16 protein-coding genes are annotated in these 18025 nt (G+C 73.8%); 8 read left to right on the plus strand and 8 right to left on the minus strand.

The genetic code is table 11. The features are described 5' to 3' along the window. Positions 1–33: 33 nt before the first annotated feature. Together ABT288_RS14050 and ABT288_RS14055 are read left to right on the plus strand one after the other, a co-directional pair. A complete protein-coding gene (locus ABT288_RS14050; RefSeq protein ID WP_351606540.1) occupies positions 34–690 on the plus strand; it encodes a histidine phosphatase family protein in 657 nt (218 codons plus the stop codon). A gap of 149 nt (positions 691–839) precedes the next feature. Continuing rightward, complete coding sequence (locus tag ABT288_RS14055; RefSeq protein WP_351606543.1) at positions 840–2459, plus strand: ABC-F family ATP-binding cassette domain-containing protein; 1620 nt, start codon at positions 840–842, stop codon at positions 2457–2459. A 58-nt stretch (positions 2460–2517) separates the two neighbouring features. Here ABT288_RS14055 and ABT288_RS14060 read toward each other — a convergent pair whose 3' ends face one another. Beyond that, positions 2518–3633, minus strand: a complete 1116-nt coding sequence (locus tag ABT288_RS14060; RefSeq protein ID WP_351606546.1) for a baeRF2 domain-containing protein — start codon at positions 3631–3633, stop codon at positions 2518–2520. Between the two features lie 92 nt (positions 3634–3725). Between ABT288_RS14060 and ABT288_RS14065 the strand changes: the two genes are divergently transcribed. After that, positions 3726–3983, plus strand: coding sequence for a DUF6158 family protein (locus ABT288_RS14065; protein ID WP_351606549.1), 258 nt, complete (start codon positions 3726–3728; stop codon positions 3981–3983). Positions 3984–4075: 92 nt separating this feature from the next. Here the strand turns inward: ABT288_RS14065 and ABT288_RS14070 are convergent, their stop codons facing one another. From ABT288_RS14070 to ABT288_RS14080, 3 genes are all read right to left on the minus strand, one after another. After that, positions 4076–4618 carry a type 1 glutamine amidotransferase domain-containing protein gene (locus ABT288_RS14070; RefSeq protein WP_351606552.1) on the minus strand — a complete coding sequence of 181 codons (543 nt, stop codon included), beginning with the start codon at positions 4616–4618 and terminating at the stop codon, positions 4076–4078. Between the two features lie 92 nt (positions 4619–4710). After that, entirely contained in the window at positions 4711–5088 is a 378-nt protein-coding gene (locus tag ABT288_RS14075) for a DUF2795 domain-containing protein (RefSeq protein WP_351606555.1), read from the minus strand. After that, entirely contained in the window at positions 5072–6901 is a 1830-nt protein-coding gene (locus ABT288_RS14080) for a thiamine pyrophosphate-requiring protein (RefSeq protein WP_351606558.1), read from the minus strand. The genes ABT288_RS14075 and ABT288_RS14080 overlap by 17 nt, the downstream gene beginning before the upstream one ends. Before the next feature lie 391 nt (positions 6902–7292). On the opposite strand from ABT288_RS14080, the gene ABT288_RS14085 reads away from it, so the two are divergent. The 3 genes from ABT288_RS14085 (at position 7293) to ABT288_RS14095 (ending at position 10746) form a co-directional block, all read left to right on the plus strand. Next, complete coding sequence (locus ABT288_RS14085; RefSeq protein WP_351606561.1) at positions 7293–8126, plus strand: hypothetical protein; 834 nt, start codon at positions 7293–7295, stop codon at positions 8124–8126. Positions 8127–8359: 233 nt separating this feature from the next. Further along, positions 8360–9616 (plus strand): aminotransferase class I/II-fold pyridoxal phosphate-dependent enzyme, encoded by a 1257-nt coding sequence (locus ABT288_RS14090; protein ID WP_351606663.1) that lies wholly within the window; start codon positions 8360–8362, stop codon positions 9614–9616. Further along, positions 9613–10746, plus strand: coding sequence for an MBL fold metallo-hydrolase (locus ABT288_RS14095; RefSeq protein WP_351606564.1), 1134 nt, complete (start codon positions 9613–9615; stop codon positions 10744–10746). Before ABT288_RS14090 ends, ABT288_RS14095 begins: the two co-directional genes overlap by 4 nt. A gap of 50 nt (positions 10747–10796) precedes the next feature. Here the strand turns inward: ABT288_RS14095 and ABT288_RS14100 are convergent, their stop codons facing one another. Both ABT288_RS14100 and ABT288_RS14105 read right to left on the minus strand, forming a co-directional pair. Next, positions 10797–11414, minus strand: coding sequence for a DedA family protein (locus tag ABT288_RS14100; RefSeq protein ID WP_351606567.1), 618 nt, complete (start codon positions 11412–11414; stop codon positions 10797–10799). 14 nt (positions 11415–11428) lie between these two features. Beyond that, positions 11429–12202, minus strand: coding sequence for an MBL fold metallo-hydrolase (locus ABT288_RS14105; RefSeq protein ID WP_351606665.1), 774 nt, complete (start codon positions 12200–12202; stop codon positions 11429–11431). Between the two features lie 84 nt (positions 12203–12286). Here ABT288_RS14105 and ABT288_RS14110 point away from each other — a divergent pair, with 84 nt between their 5' ends. Continuing rightward, positions 12287–12724 carry a hypothetical protein gene (locus tag ABT288_RS14110; protein ID WP_351606569.1) on the plus strand — a complete coding sequence of 146 codons (438 nt, stop codon included), beginning with the start codon at positions 12287–12289 and terminating at the stop codon, positions 12722–12724. Between the two features lie 27 nt (positions 12725–12751). On the opposite strand, the gene ABT288_RS14115 is transcribed toward ABT288_RS14110, so the two are convergent. Next, the gene (locus tag ABT288_RS14115) at positions 12752–13144 is read right to left on the minus strand and encodes a hypothetical protein (protein WP_351606571.1); all 393 of its coding nucleotides are present in this window, start codon (positions 13142–13144) and stop codon (positions 12752–12754) included. Beyond that, positions 13132–15489, minus strand: coding sequence for a DUF4132 domain-containing protein (locus ABT288_RS14120; protein WP_351606573.1), 2358 nt, complete (start codon positions 15487–15489; stop codon positions 13132–13134). The genes ABT288_RS14115 and ABT288_RS14120 overlap by 13 nt, the downstream gene beginning before the upstream one ends. A gap of 320 nt (positions 15490–15809) precedes the next feature. On the opposite strand from ABT288_RS14120, the gene ABT288_RS14125 reads away from it, so the two are divergent. After that, positions 15810–17954 carry a phage holin family protein gene (locus ABT288_RS14125; RefSeq protein WP_351606575.1) on the plus strand — a complete coding sequence of 715 codons (2145 nt, stop codon included), beginning with the start codon at positions 15810–15812 and terminating at the stop codon, positions 17952–17954. Positions 17955–18025: the final 71 nt, after the last annotated feature.

The following is an 18025-nucleotide window of genomic DNA, read 5'->3' on the forward strand; positions in this document are numbered from 1 at the left end:
GGCACCCGCCGGCGCGTGAGGAGATTCCCCCGGATGCGCCTCCTGCTCGTCCGCCACGGCGAGACCCCGTCCAACGTGCACCACCTGCTGGACACCGACGTACCGGGACCCGCGCTGACCCCGCTGGGCGAGGCGCAGGCCGCCGCACTGCCCGCGGCGCTCGCCGACGAGGACATCGAGGCCGTCTACGCCTCCACGCTGCTGCGCGCCCAGCTCACCGCCGCCCCGCTGGCCGCCGCCCGGGGCCTGGAGGTGATCGTCCGCGAGGGCATCCGCGAGGTGTCCGCCGGCGACCTGGAGATGCTGCCCGGCGAGTCCGCCGAGGGCCGGGAGTACATGCGGGCGATCTTCGCCTGGGCGGCCGGCGACACCGCGTCGCGCATCCCCGGCGGGGAGAGCGGCGAGGAGGCCCTGGCCCGGTACGACGCCGTGATCGCCGAGGCCGCCGCGAGCGGCGCCGGCACGGTCGCCCTGGTCAGCCACGGCGCCGCGATCCGCATGTGGACCGCCGCCCGCGCCCACAACGTCGACGTTCCCTTCGCCGCCGCCCGCCCCCTGGGCAACACCGGCGTGATCGCCCTGGAGGGCTCCCCGTGCGACGGCTGGAAGGCCCTGTCCTGGGAGGGCAGCACGGTGGCACCGACGGGAGAGGCCGGGCCGACGGGGGAGCCGGTGGATACGGCGGGGTAGGTGGCCGGCAGACGGGGCGGCTGGGCGGCGCAGGCCTGCGCGGGGCGGACCGGTGGCTGGGTCCTGCGGAGGATCCCGTGCGGGGACGAGCCGGGTGCATTCGATACCCGGTTGCCCGTGGCCGAGGGAAGACCGGAGAATGCCTCCCCATGGGACATCTGGAAGCCGCGCACCTCGAGTACCACCTCCCCGACGGGAGGACCCTGCTCGGGGACGTGTCCTTCCGGGTCGGCGAGGGCGCCGTCGTCGCCCTGGTCGGCCCGAACGGCGCCGGCAAGACGACCCTGCTCCGGCTGGTCTCCGGCGAGCTCAAGCCGCACGCCGGCACCGTCACCGTCAGCGGCGGCCTCGGCGTGATGCGCCAGTTCGTGGGCTCCGTACGGGACGACACGACCGTACGGGACCTGCTCGTGTCCGTGGCCCCGCCCCGCATCCGCGAGGCGGCCAGGGCGGTCGACGAGGCCGAGCACGCCATCATGACCGTCGACGACGAGGCCGCCCAGCTGGCCTACGCACAGGCCCTCGCCGACTGGGCCGAGGCACGCGGCTACGAGGCCGAGACCCTCTGGGACATGTGCACCACCGCGGCCCTCGGCATGCCCTACGAGCGCGCCCAGTGGCGCCAGGTGCGCACCCTCTCCGGCGGCGAGCAGAAACGCCTCGTGCTGGAGGCGCTGCTGCGCGGCACCGACGAGGTGCTGCTGCTGGACGAGCCGGACAACTACCTCGACGTGCCCGGCAAGCGGTGGCTGGAGGAGCAGCTCAGGGAGACCCGCAAGACCGTCCTGTTCGTCTCCCACGACCGTGAACTCCTCGCCCGCGCCGCCGAGAAGATCGTGTCCGTGGAGCCCGGCCCCGCCGGCACCGACGCCTGGGTGCACGGCGGCGGCTTCGCCACCTACCACGAGGCCCGCCGTGAACGCTTCGCCCGCTTCGAGGAGTTGCGCCGCCGCTGGGACGAGAAGCACGCGCAGCTGAAGAAGCTGGTCCTCAACCTCCGCCAGGCAGCCGCCGTCAGCCATGAGATGGCCTCCCGGTACGCGGCCGCCCAGACCCGCCTGCGCAAGTTCGAGGAGGCCGGGCCGCCCCCGGAGCCGCCGCGCGAGCAGGACATCACCATGCGCCTGAAGGGCGGCCGCACGGGCGTAAGGTCCGTCACCTGCAAGGGACTTGAGCTGACCGGCCTGATGCGGCCGTTCGACCTGGAGGTCTTCTACGGCGAACGGGTCGCCGTCCTCGGCTCCAACGGCTCCGGCAAGTCGCACTTCCTGCGCCTGCTCGCCGGCGAGGACGTGGCGCACACGGGGGAGTGGAAGCTCGGCGCGCGCGTCGTACCCGGGCACTTCGCGCAGACCCACGCGCACCCCGAACTCCACGGCCGCACCCTGCTCGACATCCTGTGGAAGGAGCACTCCCAGGACCGCGGTGCCGCCATGTCCCGGCTGCGCCGCTACGAGCTGACCCTGCAGGCCGAGCAGCCCTTCGACCGGCTCTCCGGCGGCCAGCAGGCCCGCTTCCAGATCCTGCTGCTGGAGCTGGCCGGTGCCACCGCGCTGCTCCTGGACGAGCCCACCGACAACCTCGACCTGGAGTCGGCCGAAGCCCTCCAGGAGGGCCTGGAGGCCTTCGACGGCACGGTGCTCGCGGTCACCCACGACCGCTGGTTCGCCCGCTCCTTCGACCGCTACCTGGTCTTCGGCGCCGACGGCCGCGTGCGCGAGACGCCGGAACCGGTCTGGGACGAGCGCCGCGTGGAGCGCGTCCGCTAGGGGCACGCGGCGGAGCCGCATGTCGATACGGCCTCACGCCCCTGGAGGAGCTGTCCCTTCACTTCCAGCGCAGCAGCGCGCCCATGCCGCCCGGAGCGACCTCCTCACCCGTGTCCTTCAGCACCGGAGTCAGTGACACCACCGGTGCGTCGGTCACCACGGCCGCCCGTACCAGCGCGTCGTCGGCGCGGGCCGGCCACGCCTGCCGCTCGCCGAGGGTCCTCAGCTCGTCGCGGCGGGCCGCCAGCTGGTCCGGGTCCTCGCCGATCCACACCTCGCGCTGCGTGTCGGGCGCGTCCGGGCGGATCAGCAGCTCGGCCAGCCGGTGTTCGCGCGCCGCCTCGATCAGCTGCGGCACCCCCTCGACGGCCGCCGCCCGCCGCTCCTCGTCCGGCGTCCGCGCCTCCCGGAAGCGATTCACCTCCGACAGGATCCGCTGCCGTACGTGCTCGGCGCGTATCTCCTCCACTTCCTGCGGCCGCAAGTTGCTGTCCTTGCCGCGCGACGTCTCCACCGCGCGGTCCTTCAGCGCCTTCGGCAACTGCTCGTGCACCGACCTGCGCTCGCGGTCGTCCCCGCACAGGATCAGCAGGTCGGCACCGGTCTCCTCCTGGCAGGCGGCCAGCGCTTGGGCGACCTCACGCGCATTGTGCTCCCAGGTGTCCTCCACCTTCAGCTGGAAGTGCCGCTCGGACCAGTCGGCGGCCTTCGACCGGTGCATCGGCCACTGCCGGCCCGTCACCTGCCCGGCCTCCTCGTGCAGCAGCGCGCTGCGCAGTTCGATGCGGGCTCCGGTCCGGTCGATGTAGGCCACCAGCGACAGCGGGTCCTCACCGGCGAGGTCCAGCAGCGGTGTCACTCGGGGCAGCGCGCCCCAGTACGCCTCGCCGTCCTGCGGCCCCCGTGTCAGCGGCACCTCCAGGACCACCTCGCCGTCCCGGGCGAACACGGCCCGGCCATAGGGCTCCGGCGCGTGCCGCAGACCCTCCAGGGCGTCGTGCACCGCCCGGCGGGTGGGCTCGTCCGCTCCCTGCCGGGCCAGCTCCCGGGTGACCGCTTCCGCGGTCAGATGACGGCGTTGCTGCTGGTCCTCCGTGTGGATCGAGGTGTCGACGTATGCGGAGGCCCAGAACCCCGGATGTTCGTACAGTGGATTCAGGAACGCGAGCTCCATGGATTCCTCCGGAAACTCCTCGGGGGCAGTGCCTGCCGGGCGGGTACCCGGGCCGGGACCCACGGACACGGATACGACGAGCGGGGCACCACATGACCGGAGTCGAGCCCAGCCGACTGGACGACCAGCAGCTCATGAAGGAGCTGGAGACGATCCACCGCACGCGCCACGACACCCTGCTGTACGGCTCGAACGACGCGCTGCGGACCCACAACGAGCGCATGGCACAGCTGGAGGGCGAGTATCTGCGCCGCAACCCGCGCCGCCTGGTCAGCGCGGGCCGCACCCGCGAGGGGGCCCGGGAACGGCGGTGCGGCGAGGCGGCGACTCCGGAGGCGTCCGGCACCTGAGCGGCCGGACCGGCCCAGGGGCCGGCACACGAACAGGGCCGGCCCGCGCGGGGCCGGCCCTCACGGTCGGGCCTTCGCCCTCGGGCGGCGGCTCAGCCGGCCTCGCCGGCGAACACGTGCAGGAACGCGTCGCAGAACGCCTTCAGATCGTCCGGCTTGCGGCTGGTCACCAGCTGGTTGGAGCCGTGGTCGCAGATCTTCACCCGCTCGTCCACCCAGGTGCCGCCCGCGTTGCGGATGTCCGTACGCAGACTCGGCCAGGACGTCAGCACCCGGCCCCGTACGACGTCCGCCTCCACCAGCGTCCACGGTGCGTGGCAGATCGCGGCGACCGGACGGCCCTGGTCGAAGAAGTCCTTCACGAACGCCACGGCCTTGTCGTCCATCCGCAGAAAGTCCGGGTTGGCCACCCCGCCGGGCAGTACGAGACCGCCGAACGACCCCGCCGACGACTCGCCCACCACCTCGTCCACGTCGAAGGTGTCCGCCTTGTCGAGATGGTCGAACGCCTGGACCCTCCCCGGTTTGGTGGACACCAGCACCGGTTCGTGCCCGGCCTCGGAGGCCGCCTTCCACGGCTCGGTCAGCTCGACCTGCTCCACACCCTGGGGCGCCGCGAGAAACGCGATGCGCATGACGTGTCACTCTCCTTCCGTCCCTCGGGCCGTCACGTCGGCGTCGACGCCACGGCCGGCACCCGCGGCGATGCCGGCCGCCCGGCAACGGCTCATGCGCCGCCCGTCAGCGCCTCGGCGAGCTGCTGCACGTTCTCGTAGCGCGCCGAGTGGGGCAGGCCGGCCACCCCGTCGACCAGTGCGGTCGGCGCGTTGTGCCGGCGCAGCATCCCGGCCAGGTCACGGGCGGTCGCCGGGAACGAACCCCGGTTCAGGGCGCGGGCCAACTCCGACCGCACCCGCTCCAGCGACGCCGGCGAACCCAGGCCGCCCACAGGCCCGCTCCACACCTCAGGGTCGTCGTCCGCGGCCGGTTCCGGATCGTGCCACTCCTCCACGCGCGTCGGATGCCCGGACCTCAGCAGGCCCTTCAGCTCGTGTTTCATCTCGTCGTCCCGGTGGACGTTCAGCCGGTCACTGCCTCGCTGCATGGCAACCTCCAGGGTGCTCGCCCTTGTCCCTGCCGGGCAGGAACTCCTGCACCTTCGCCTTGAAGCCCTGCTTGACCACCGACCCGCGGTCGGCATCCCCCTTCAGGATCGACGCCGCCGTCGCCTCCATCTGCTCCCAGGTCGCGTGCGGCGGGATCGGCGGTACCGCGGGATCGGTGAGGAACTCGATCACGCACGGCCCGTCGGCCTCCAGAGCCGCCCGCCAGCCCGCCTCCACGTCCTCCGGCTTCTCCACCCGGACGCCGGTCAGACCCAGCGAGCGGGCGAACGCCGCGTACTGCACGTCGGGGATCGCCTGCGACGGCAGGAACGACGGGGCGCCCTCCATGGCCCGCATCTCCCAGGTCACCTGGTTCAGGTCCTGGTTGTTCCACACGCCCACCACCAGCCGCGGATCCGACCAGCGGTCCCGGTACTTCGCCGCCGTGATCATCTCCGCCAGGCCGTTCATCTGCATCGCGCCATCGCCGACCAGCGCGAACACCGGCCGGTCCGGATGCGCGAACTTCGCGCCGATCGCGTACGGCACACCCGGCCCCATCGTCGCCAGCGTCCCGGACAGCGAACCGCGCATGCCCGGCCGCATCGTGATGTGCCGCGCGTACCAGTTGGCGACCGAACCGGAGTCGGAGGTGAGGATCGCGTTCTCCGGCAGCAGCGGATCCAGCGCCCGGGCCACGTACTCGGGATTGATCGGATCGGCCGACAGACCGGCCCGCCGCTCCATCGTCTCGTGCCAGCGCCGTACGTTCGCGCACACCGTGTCGTACCACTCGCGCCCGCCCCGGTCGCTGTTCAGCAGCGGGATCAGCCGGCGCAGCGTCGCCTGCGCGTCACCGACGAGGTTCACCTCGTACGGGTAGCGCATTCCGATCATGTGCGGGTCGATCTCGATCTGCACGCCGCGCGCCCTGCCGAAGTCCGGCATGAACTGCGTGTAGGGGAACGACGAACCGATCGTCAGCAGGGTGTCGCAGTCCCGCATCATCTCGTACGACGGCCGGCTGCCCAGCAGCCCGATCGGCCCGGTGACGTACGGCAGTTCGTCGCTGAGGACGTCCTTGCCGAGCAGCGCCTTGGCCACGCCCGCGCCGAGCAGCTCGGCGATCTCCTGCACCTCCGGGACCGCACCGGCCGCGCCCTGGCCCACCAGGATCGCCACCTTGCGCCCCGCGTTCAGCACGTCCGCCGCCCGGCGCAGCGCCTCGTCCGTCGGGGTCATGGTGTACTCGCTCATGCCCATGCTGGAGGGCACCATCTTGAACTCGTGCGTCGGCGGGGCGTAGTCCAGTTCCTGCACGTCACCGGGGATGATCAGGGCGGTCGGGCAGCGCCGGGCGCAGGCGGTGCGGATCGCCCGGTCCAGCACGTTCGGCAACTGCTCGGGCACGGTCACCGTCTCCACGAAGTCCGAGGCGACGTCCTTGTACAGCGTGTGCAGATCGACTTCCTGCTGGTAGGAGCCGCCCATCGCGGTCCGGTCGGTCTGGCCGACGATCGCCAGCACGGGCACGTGGTCGAGCTTGGCGTCGTACAGACCGTTGAGCAGATGGATGGCGCCGGGTCCCGACGTCGCCGCGCACACTCCGATACGACCGCTGAACTTGGCGTATCCGACCGCCTCGAACGCGGACATCTCCTCGTGCCGGGACTGGATGAACCGCGGCCGGTCCTCGGCCCGGCCCCATGCGGCCAGCAGTCCGTTGATGCCGTCGCCCGGATAGCCGAAGACCTGTTCCACGCCCCAGGCGCGCAGGCGCTCGAGGATCTGGTCGGCGACCTTGGTGCTCATGGATGACCTCCCCGGTGCGGGTGAGTGCGAAGCGGACGATCCGGTCAGCGCATACCGAGTCACCTGCCCAGGGGACGGAAAACCTCTCCGGGCACGGACACGGGACGCTCGGGCCCGTCGGCGCGGGCGCGGAGCCGGAAACCGCGGCGGCCGCCGTTTGTCACCCGGCCGGGCGTGCCCGTCCCGCGAATGGGGTCCGGCCGCGCGCGCCGCGCCGCCGGGCGGGCTGTCATGGCAGCGAGGGCACGCCCGTGCCCCGTACCCGAGACGCCGTGGGGCAGCGCCCCCGCGCCGCCGTACCGGTGCCCGACGTGACCGCGTCCCGCCAGTACGCACCGGCGTCCGGCGTACCACCACCGCCGACCGATCCGCCGTGTCAGGAGCCCGTCCCATGCGCCGCACCGCCCGTGCCCTGTCCGTCGCCTTCGTCGCCGGGGCCGTGCTAGCCCTGGCCGGGCCCGCCGCCTCCGCCGCCGACGCGGTCCCCGGCACCCCGTTCCCGACCCTCACCACCGCTCCGATGGGCGTCGGCTCCACCGCTCCGGTGGGCGTCGGCTCCACCGTCCCGGTGGGCGTCGGCCCCGACGCTCCGGTGGGCGTCGGCTCCACCGTCCCGATGGGCGTCGGCTCCACCGCTCCGGTGGGCGTCGGCTCCACCGTCCCGATGGGCGTCGGCTCCGACGCCCCGTGCCGGGCCGGCGAGCCCTGCCAGGACGCCACCGCCTGCCACAGCCCGGAGTCCTGCCCGAGCCCGAGCGGTGCGGGCTCGGGGTGTAAGCCGGGGGAGGCGTGCGCGGGTGGTGCGGGCTCGGGGTGTAAGCCGGGAGAGGCGTGCGCGGGTGGTGCGGCGTGCAAGCCGGGGGAGGCTTGTGCGGCTGGTGCGAGCTGTAAGCCGGGGGAGGCGTGCTCGGGTGGTACGGGTTCGGGGTGCAAGCCGGGGGAGGTCTGCTCGGACGACGGCCACCGGTGCGCGCAGGGCCACGACGAACCCTGCCTCCCCGGTCACGTCTGCGGCGACTCCGACGGGCGGCAGGGCCCCGGTGCCGACGACTGCGGCCCGCCCACCGTGCAGCACGGAGTCGAGGCGGGCACGGGAGGCAGCTTCACCGACTCGGTCCCGGCCCTCGCCGCCGGCGCCGCCCTCATCGCCGCGGCCTGCGGCGGAGCCGGCTACCGGCTGTACGGTCGTTGGCGCGTCGCGGGAGGCCGGTCCACGGACGAGTGACCGGGGCGACGCCCGTCACCCCCATGGAGTGCCGCCCGGCGGGTACACACCCTCCCGTGGACGCCGGCAGGCGGCCCCCACCCATCGCAAGCGACAAGGCAGGCCACGGACGCACCCACCCCACGACCCACCACCCACGCCCCAACCAGCAGCCCACGACGACCCAGTCCGCCCGTCCCGGCCGCCCGGCCCGGACCGGCGGCACACGGCACCAGGACCGCGCGGAGGCGGACATGCGGCGGACGGACCCCGAGGGCCACGGCCCGGTCCGCTACGGCCCGCCCCTGCCCGGCGACGGCCTCCCCGTGCTGCCCGAACTCATGGCCGTGCTCGCCGCGGCGGCGAGCCGCGCCGACGCCCAGCCCGTCGGCGGCGCCCCCGTCCTCCTGGAAGCGGCCTGCGGCTACTGGACCCGGCGCGGACTGCCCACCGTCCCCGACCAGGTGGCCGCCGGCCCCGGCGCCCCGGCCCTGCTGCTCGCCCTCACCGTCGCGCTCGCCGGAGACGGCGCCGACGTGCTCGTACCGCGCCCCTGCGCCGCCTGGTGGGCGCCGTACGCCCGGGTGCTCGGCCGGCCCGCCTACCACGTGCCCACCCCCGCCGAGAGCGGCGGCGTCCCCGACCCCTACGCGCTGCTGGAGACCGTCCGCCGGGTCCGCGCCGAGGGCGGTGACCCGCGGCTGCTCGTGCTGTCCGTCGCCGACGACCCGACCGCCACCGTCGCCCCGCCCGAACTGCTGCACGAGACCGTCGAGGCCGCCACCGCCGAAGGGCTGCACCTGGTCAGCGACGAGACCTGGCGCGACACCCTGCACGACCCCCACGACACCGTGCTGCTCAGCCCCGCCGAGATGCGGCCCGACCGGGTCACCGTCGTCACCGACCTCGCCGGATCGCTGCTGCCGGCCGGCTGGCCCGCGGCCGTCGCCCGCTTCCCGGCCACCGGACCCGGCGGGCAGCTCCACGCGCGCGTGCTCGACATCCTCACCGGGCTCGGCGCCCACATCGCCGCACCCGTCGCCGCCGCGGCCGGCTACGCCCTCGACGAACCCCCGCCCGTCACCGAGCGCCGCGAGGCCGCCGTACGGCTGCACGCGCGCGTGGCCGCCGCCGCGCACGCCGCCGTCGTCGCGGCCGGCGCGCTCGCCCGCCCCCCGCAGGCCGGCCGCCACCTGTACGCCGACCTCGGCCCGCTGCGCGAACCCCTCGCCGAACAAGGCGTCGGCGACGCACAGGAGTTGGAGGACCTCCTGACCGCCCGGCTCGGCATGCCCGCGCCCGGCGGTCACCGCTTCGGCGACGACCTCGGGGCGCTGCGCGTACGACTCGCCACCGGCCCCCTGCTGGGCGGCGACGACGAGGAACGCGCGGAATGCCTCACCGCGCCCGCGCCGTTGGAACTGCCGCATGTGCAACGCGCGTTGATCTCCTTGACGTCGGTCCTCGACGATCTCCGCGACGACGCTCAGCGATGGGAGTCCCCTCGATGACGCAGCAGACGCACGATCCCGAGACGAACGAGCCCGGATCGGCCACGACGGCCACGACGGCCACGACGGCCACGACGACCACGGCTGCGAGGGCAACGGCGACCGCACGGACCCCACCGACGCGCCCCACCGGCACCCCGGCCCCCCTGGCACCCCCGTTCCCCCCGCTGGCCGAGCCCCGCCCCCTCGGCGAACACCGTGTGTGGCCACGCACCTTCCACGACCGGCTCACCGCCCCCCTGCCCGGCCTCAAGGCCCTCGCCCGCTTCGCCCGCGAAGGCGCCGTGCGCCCCGGCGCCGCAGGCCTCGCGGACATCCCCCGGCTCCCCTGCGCTCCCGCCCCGCTGCCCCGCGTCGACACCCGCACCCTCGCCGTCACCTGGGCCGGACACGCCAGCTGGGTCCTGCGGATCGGCGGGCTGACCGTGCTCACCGACCCCGTCTGGTCCCGCCGCATCCTCGGCACCCCGGCCCGTATCACCCCCGTCGGCGTCCCCTGGGACGCCCTGCCCCGCGTCGACGCCGTCGTCATCAGCCACAACCACTACGACCACCTGGACGCCCCGACCCTGCGCCGGCTCCCGCGGGACACCCCGGTGTTCGTGCCGGCCGGCCTCGGCCGCTGGTTCCGCCGCCGCCGCTTCACCCGCGTCACCGAGCTGGACTGGTGGGAGGGCGCCGAACTGTCCGGTGTCCGCTTCGACTTCGTCCCCGCCCACCACTGGTCCAAGCGCACCCTCACCGACACCTGCCACAGCCTCTGGGGCGGGTGGGTGCTCACCGACGCCGACGGACAGCGTCTCTACTTCGCCGGCGACACCGGTTACGGCCACTGGTTCTCCCGCATCGGCCGCCGCTATCCCGGCATCGACCTCGCCCTCATGCCCATCGGCGCCTACGACCCCCGCTGGTGGCTCAGCGACGTCCACTGCGACCCCGAGGAAGCGGTCCAGGCCACCCTCGACGCCGGCGCCCGCCGCATGGCCCCCATGCACTGGGGCACCTTCATCCTCTCGGCAGAGCCCGTCCTGGAACCGCTCCGGAGGATACGGGCGGCGTGGGAGAAGGCGGGGCTGGACCGGGAAGACCTGTGGGACCTGCCGGTGGGGGCGTCGAGGGTGCTGGACTGAAGCGCCCGCGGACGCACCCGCGGTCCCCGCACAACCGCTCTGAGACGGCGCTACCGAACCCGCCGCACCACACCCGGCAGCGCGCTGATCAAGACGGTCAGCGCGACCGCGACCGCAACCCCCTCCCACGGCTCCCTGAACAACGAACCCCCCAGAACACCGATGACCTGATACGTGGCCGCCCACGCCAGACACGCCGGAAAGTTCCCCCGCACGAACCGCCGCAACGGCCAGTCGGCCATCAGGCAGGCCGACATCACCGGTATCCGCCCGGCAGGGACGAGCCGGGACAACACCAGTACGGCAATCCCATGCCCGGCCAACTTCTCCCTCGCCGACGCCAGCCGCGCCTCCGGCGCCCGCGACCGTATCGCCTCCAGCCACCGTGACCCGTTGCGCGACCGCATCCCGCGCCGCCCCAGCCAGTACAGCGCCGCATCCCCCAGGAACGCCGCCAGCGACGCCGTCACGAACACCAGCGCCAGCGAGAACGGCGCCGTCTGATGGAACGCCACCACCGCGGCCGAACTCACCAGCGCCCCGGTCGGCACCACCGGCACCAGCGCCCCGATCAGAACCAGCAGGAACAGTGACGGATACCCGATCGCCTGCTGCGTCGACTCCGGTGGCACCGTCGACGTGGTGGAGGCGGCGGCCAGCACCGCCATGGAGGCCGGCCACCTCACCGAGCGACCTCCAGCCGCACACTCTCGCCGTGCCCCAGCCTGTGCACCGCCACCCCCGGCGCCGTGACCGCCGCCAGCCGCACGAACTCGTCGCCCGGCGCATGGAACTCGTGCGGGCGCACCGCGTCCATCCCGATCGGCCAGTACGTCCCGTAGTGCACCGGCACCGCCGCCCGCGGCGCCAGCCGCGCCAGCGCCCGCGCCGCCCGTCCCGCGTCCAGATGCCCCTCACCGAGATACGGCCCCCAGCCGCCCACCGGCAGCAGCGCCACGTCCACCGGCCCGACCCGCTCGGCCATCGCGTCGAACAGCCCGGTGTCCCCGGCGAAGTACGTCCGCGCCTCTCCCTCCACGACATAGCCGAGCGCGGGCGAGCGGTGCGGGCCCACCGGCAGCCGCCGTCCGTCGTGCAGCGCCGGAACCACCCGTACCAGCAGCTCGTCGATCCGCACCACGTCTCCGGGCACCACTTCCACGACCCGCAGCCGGCGCAGCCGGCGCAGACCAGGCACCGCGTGTGGTGCGCCCCGGGGCACGAGCAGGCGCGTGCCCGGGGCGAGGTCCGCCAGCGAGGGCAGATGCAGATGGTCGGCGTGCAGATGCGAGACCAGCACCACGTCCGCGCGCCGGGCCTCCGCCGGCGGCACGGCACCCCGGCGCCGCCGCAGATGCGCGAGCCGGCGGGCGAACAGAGGATCGGTGAGCACCCGTGTGTTCGCGTCCTGGACGGTGCAGGTGGCGTGGCCCCACCAGGTGATCTCCACCGGCACCCTCTTCGCCTCCTTCACGCGACTCCCCGAAGCCTACGGGCAGGAGTAGGGTCGGCGGCGAAACCCGGAGGTGAGGGGGACGCCATGGGACAGCTGCGGGGTACCTCCGAGACGCCCGCGCCCGCGCTGGTGCGGGTCATCGCGATCGCCAGCCTGACCCCGCTGGAGGAACTGGAAGCGGACCCCTTCCTCGTCGACTCCCGTAGCCAGCACGCCATGTGCGCCCGCTGGGCCGCCGAACGCGGGTACGTGATCGCCCGGGAACTGCTCGTCGGCGGGCTGCGCTTCGACCACGGCGCACTGTGGGACGGCGTCCGGCCGGGAGTGGACGTGTTCGTCGCGCCCAGCCTGCGTGTGCTCCGGCGCGCTCTCTCCTCGGTCGAGGCGTTCACCGCCGAGTGCGCGCGCCGGGGCGTGCGCGTGGAGACCGTCGGGCGGGCCGAGCCGTCGTACGACGCGCAGATGAAAGCCCGCGTGCACCGCCGGCTGTCCATGCCGACGGCCGGCTACGACGGCCGCTAGGGTCCGCCGGGTTCAGCGCCCTCCCCTTCAGCCGCCGACGAGGGCGACGAGCTTGATGAAGACCAGGTCGGGATCAGCCGTGAGATCCACGACCTCGTCGAGATCCTCGACCTGGCGGTCGCCGGCCAGCACGAAGAACCCGTTGGCCAGGAAGGCGCGCTCGGCGATCTCGGCCTGGCGCTCCCAGTCGATACGGCGGGGCTCGCGCAGGCGGTAGCCGTTGAGCTCGATCTCGGCGTCGGTGGGGCGCACGAGGCCGGTGAACCGGTTGCCGGGACGGGCGTTGTACCGGGCGACCTCCTCCTGGACCCGGAGTCCGATCAGCTCCCGTACGGTCATCCGGTCCGGCAGCCCGGCCACCTCCCACTCGCTGAGCGCCCTGCCCGCCGCGGTCTCGTCCCGGAACGTCACTGTGGCCATCGGGCACCTCGCTCGATCTGCGTGAGAATGGTCCGGTCGGTGATCTTCGTGTCGGCGGCGAGCAGGAACGCCTTGCTGAGGATCAGGGAGAGCCGGTCGTCCTCGAACGGCAGGAACACCGTGCCGTCCTTCGGAGGCCGGGCCGGGACGATGCACAGGTAGCTGTCGTCCGGTTCCATCAGGATGTTGGACGAGCCCAGATGGATTCTGTAGGTGCGCAGATCGCCTCGGACGCTCAGGAAGCGGCCGTCGAGCGTGCACCGGTCGGCGATCTTCAGGCGGGGCAGGATTCGTTCCAGGGCGTCCCGGCGCGCCTCGGCGCTCTCCGTCAGGGCGCCGAAGGAGGCCCGCTCCCAGTAGGTGCGCCCCGGGCCGCCGTCGGTCCAGTCGGGGTCGGCGGCGATCGAGGTCACGCCGACGAAGAGATCCACGTCCCGCATCGCCTCGCTGAAGACCAGCGGGGGCACGTCGGCGAGCGGGGCCTCACGCCAGGCGCCCGCCACCAGGCGGTCGAAGCACACCCGGTCGGTGGAGGCCAGTTCGTCGTCGCCCGCCCAGTCGGCCCAGCTGTGGAAGAAGCGAACCCGCCACTGTCCGCCCGCGAGGGTGCGCTCGGCCTCGTCGCCGTCCCCGCCGTCCCACGGGCCGAGCAGGTCGCTCTTCCAGCCCCGGGCCCGGAACAGGGCGAACATCCTGCGGTAGCGGACCAGGTGGGCGGCGAAGCGGTTGGAGTAGACGCGGGTCTGCTCCTCGGCCGGCGTCAGGAGGTAGATCTCGCGGAACGCCTGCTTGAAGGGCTGCCGTATGCGCCGCTCGGTGAGCAGGTCCCGCCAGGCCCGTACGGCGGGCGGGTCGGAGCGCAGCGGGTGCCACAGCCGTACGGAGGCGTCCTCGGGCGCGTCGGGAAGGCGCTCCTGCGTCTCGGGCAGCACGGCCTGCCACTCGCCCGGGGCGACCTCGATCTCCCAGATCAGCCGGCGCACCAGGGTCCCGGCGAACGGGTGCCCTGCCAGTCCGGTGCGCCACCAGCCGTAGGGATGAACGGCGTCGACGGTGAAGCCACCCTCCAACGCGCGTACGAGAGTGACGAGTTGGGCGTTCACCCGCTTCACCAGGTCGCGCAGTTCCCTGACCAGGGGGGCGTGGTCGCGGCGGACCGGCGCCGGGAGGCTGCGCAGCGGGCGGCCGTCCTTCTCCCAGGTCAGCGTGGCGGATTCGGCGACCGTGATGACGGCCTGGTAGTCGCCGGCCGTGCGGCGCAGGACGCCGACCGGGGCTGAACCGCCGACGGATGCGGTCTCGAAGCCCAGTCCCGGCAGCCGGAGCGCCACATCGGTGCGTTCCGCCAGGGCCGTGTCGACCTTCTTGAGCATCTTGTCGAGCTGCTTGGGCACCCCGGCGTGCCGGACGGTCCGGCGCACCGTGCGGATCGCGGTCACCAGCTCGGGCGTCGGGAAGTCCTGCGCGGCGCGGACCACCTCGTACAGCAGGGCCTGCGAGGGAAGCGTCCTCGCCGCCGTCGGGGCGAGGGAGATGCCGGGCAGCAGCCGCTCGAACAGCTCCGGCAGCCAGGGCTCGTCGCGCAGCAGCGCCACGCGCAGGGCCTGGCCCAGCGTGGTGATCTCCCGGTCCGTGAACGCCTTGTCCGCCCGGTAGGGGATCTCGCCGCGCCGGATGGCGTCGGTGCGGTCGGCCGCCGCCTCCAGCGCGCGGCGCGTGAACGCCACGTAGGCGGGGTTGTCCGCCGATCTGCGCCACGCGTGCGCGACCGGCGACACGAACCTGTGGTCCCGGTCGATCCCGGACAGCAGCGTCTGTTCGGCCGGGGGAAGCCCGGCGACGACGGCGATCTCGTCCGCGACGATGGGGCCCACGTCACGCGAGAGGCGCTCCACGGCCGTGCGCAGGGTGTCGTCGCCGCCGTGCCCCGCGATCGCGAGGAGCGCGTACGGCTGCCGCGCGGTGTCCTTCTCCAGCCAGAACGCGACCAGGGCGCGGGCCTGTTCGGAGATGTCGGGCAGTGGCTCGGTGCAGTGCTCCAGCGCGTCCAGGGCCTGGTTCAGGTTCGCCCATCCGCGCTCCTCGTACTGCTCGACGAGTACCTCGAACATGCGCCGGCACGCGTCCGGCGTGTAGCGCGGACGCCGTTCCCGGGCCGCGTCCTCGACCGCGAAGCGGACCGACGCCACTCCCCGCGGGGCCGTGGCGGCCACCCGGTGGGCGGCCACCAGCAGGCTGCCGAGCTCCTCGTCGGAGACCCGCGACAGATCCGGGCTCGTGTCCCCGTCCTCCAGGGGGAACTCCGGGTCGGTCAGCGCGCACATCAGCCGTGCCGCGAGCTCCATCAGGCACCCCTCCTGACCTGCTCGTGCCCCATGGCCCGCCGGAACCCGGGCCGCTGACACCCCGGCAGGCCGACGGGCCGGCGGACAGGGGCTAGGGCGGCGGATCGCGCGTCGTCGGGCGGGGCGTTCCGGCGGGATGCGGTCATCGAGGCTTCGTAGAGCATGCCGGGATGATGACAGGGGGGTCTGACAACGCGATCAGCCCGGCACCGGGCGGTCGGCGGCCCGCAACCCGTCGGAAAACCCTGGCATCGGGCCCGTGTGACAAGGTGGAGCGAGGCCCCGGCGTCGAACGGGCCGGGACGTGAGGTGTGCGGGGCGTGCGAGGCGTGCGGTGGCGGCGGATCGCCAGTCAGATCGGTCGGAGCACCGCCGTATGGGCGGTCTCCACCCTCACCATGCTGGTCCTCGCCGCACTCCTGCCCGACTTCCGGCTCCAGTCCGCCGACGGCGACAGCGCGACCCGCATAGCCGTCACCGCCGCCTGCGGCGCGGGCGCCTTCGGCGTGCTGTCGGCCGTGGTGTGGCCGCTCCTGGTCCGGCTCCTGCTGCTCGTACCCGCCCTCGTGCTGGGCCTGTTGGTCTTCTTCCTCAACGGCTCCCTGCTGCTGCTCGCCCTGCGCATCAACCCCTCCGGCCGCGGCGAGGCCGCCCCCGAGACCGCCGTCATCGTGGCCGCGGTGATGTCCGCCGTGGCCTCCGCCACCGGCGCCGCCCTCGCCGTACGCGACGACGAGACCTACCGGCGCCGTCTGCACCGACTCGCCGCCCGCCGCCGCAGATCCGACCCGCCCTGCCCCACCACCCCCGGACTGCTCCTCGTCCAGCTTGACGGCGTCGGCCACGACGTCCTCGAGGACGCGGTCCGCAAGGGGGTGATGCCCACGGTCGCGGGCTGGCTGGGGTTGGGCGGCCTGCGGCCGACCGGCGACGACGTCCCCCGGCCCACCCACCGCCTCACCCCCTGGCGCACCGACTGGTCCAGCCAGACCGGTGCCAGCCAGCTCGGCATACTCCACGGCAGCACCTTCGACGTGCCCGCCTTCCGGTGGTACGAGAAGGACCGCGGGGAGGTGATGGTGTGCAACCGCCCCACGAGCGCCGCCGAGTTGCAGCGCCGCGCCATACGGCACACCCGTGACGGCGGACTGCTCACCGTGGACGGCGCCAGCCGCGGCAACCTCTTCAGCGGCGGCGCCGGCGAACAGGCCCTCGTGCTGTCCATCGCGGCCCGCCGCCGGGGCCGGGAGAACCGTTCCCGCGCAGGCTACTTCGCGTACTTCTCCGATCCCGCGGGCGCCGTCCGCACCGCCCTGTCCTTCGTCGCCGAGGTGGTCCGCGAGATCGGCCAGTCCACCCGCGCCTGGATCCGCAGGCAGCGCCCCCGGGTGAGCCGCGGCGGGCTCTACCCGCTCGTCCGTGCCTTCGCCACCGTCGTCGAACGGGACGTCGTCGTCGCCGCGGTGATGGGCGACATGCTCGCCGGGCGCACCGCCGTCTACGCCGATCTCGTCGCCTACGACGAGGTCGCCCACCACTCCGGACCGCGCAGCCGGGACGCCGAGAAGGTGCTGCAGCGCCTCGACCGCGCCCTCGCCCTCCTGCAGCGGGTCGCCGAGCACGCGCCCCGCCCGTACCGCATCGTCGTCCTCTCCGACCACGGGCAGAGCCCGGGTGAGACCTTTCGCTCCCGCTACGGACTCACCCTCGGCGACCTGGTGCGGGCCGGGTGCGGGCTGCCCGTGCCGCGCCGGGCCGAGGGCACGCACAGTGGTGCCGAGGCCCGTGCCGCCGTCCGGGCCGCGCTGCGCCGGCCCGTGGAGGAGAAGGAGGGGCAGCGGCGCCCCGTCCGCGGCTCCGAGCCGATCGTGCTGGCCTCCGGCAACCTCGGCCTGGTCTCCTTCCCGGACGTGCCCCACCGCATGACCAAGGAGGAGATCGACGCCCGTCACCCCGCCCTGCTGACCACCCTCGCCAACCACCCCGGCATCGGCTTCCTGCTGGTGCGCAGCACGGAACACGACGGCGTGGTGCTCGGTGCCCACGGCGCCGAGATCCCGCTGGCCGAGCTCGACGACCAGCCCGGCCCGCTGGCCCGGTTCGGCCCCGGCGCCGCCGACGCGGTGCGCCGTACCCACTCCTTCCCGCACACCGCCGACATCATGGTGAACTCCGCCCTCGACCCCGCCGACGGCGAGGTCCTCGCCTTCGAGGAGCAGATCGGCTCCCACGGCGGCCTCGGCGGCGCCCAGTCCCACCCGTTCCTGCTCTCGCCGCTGGAGTTGTCCGCACCGGTCGACGGCGGGGAGGAACTGACCGGCGCCGAGCGGGTGCACCAGGTGCTGCGCCGCTGGCTGGGCGAGCTCGACGGCCCCCAGGTCCCGCTCACCGACGGCACCGGTACCGACAGCACCGGAACCGATGACACCGGCGTCGACGGCACCCAGGACGAGCGGGCCGCCTGAAAATCGGCTGCGCCGGGCCGGCCGGACACCGACACTGTTCGCGTCGTACATGACTCGAACTCCCCTGAGGA

The sequence above is a fragment of the Streptomyces sp. NPDC001093 genome (genome assembly GCF_040298985.1).
In the GTDB taxonomy this organism is placed as follows: domain Bacteria; phylum Actinomycetota; class Actinomycetes; order Streptomycetales; family Streptomycetaceae; genus Streptomyces.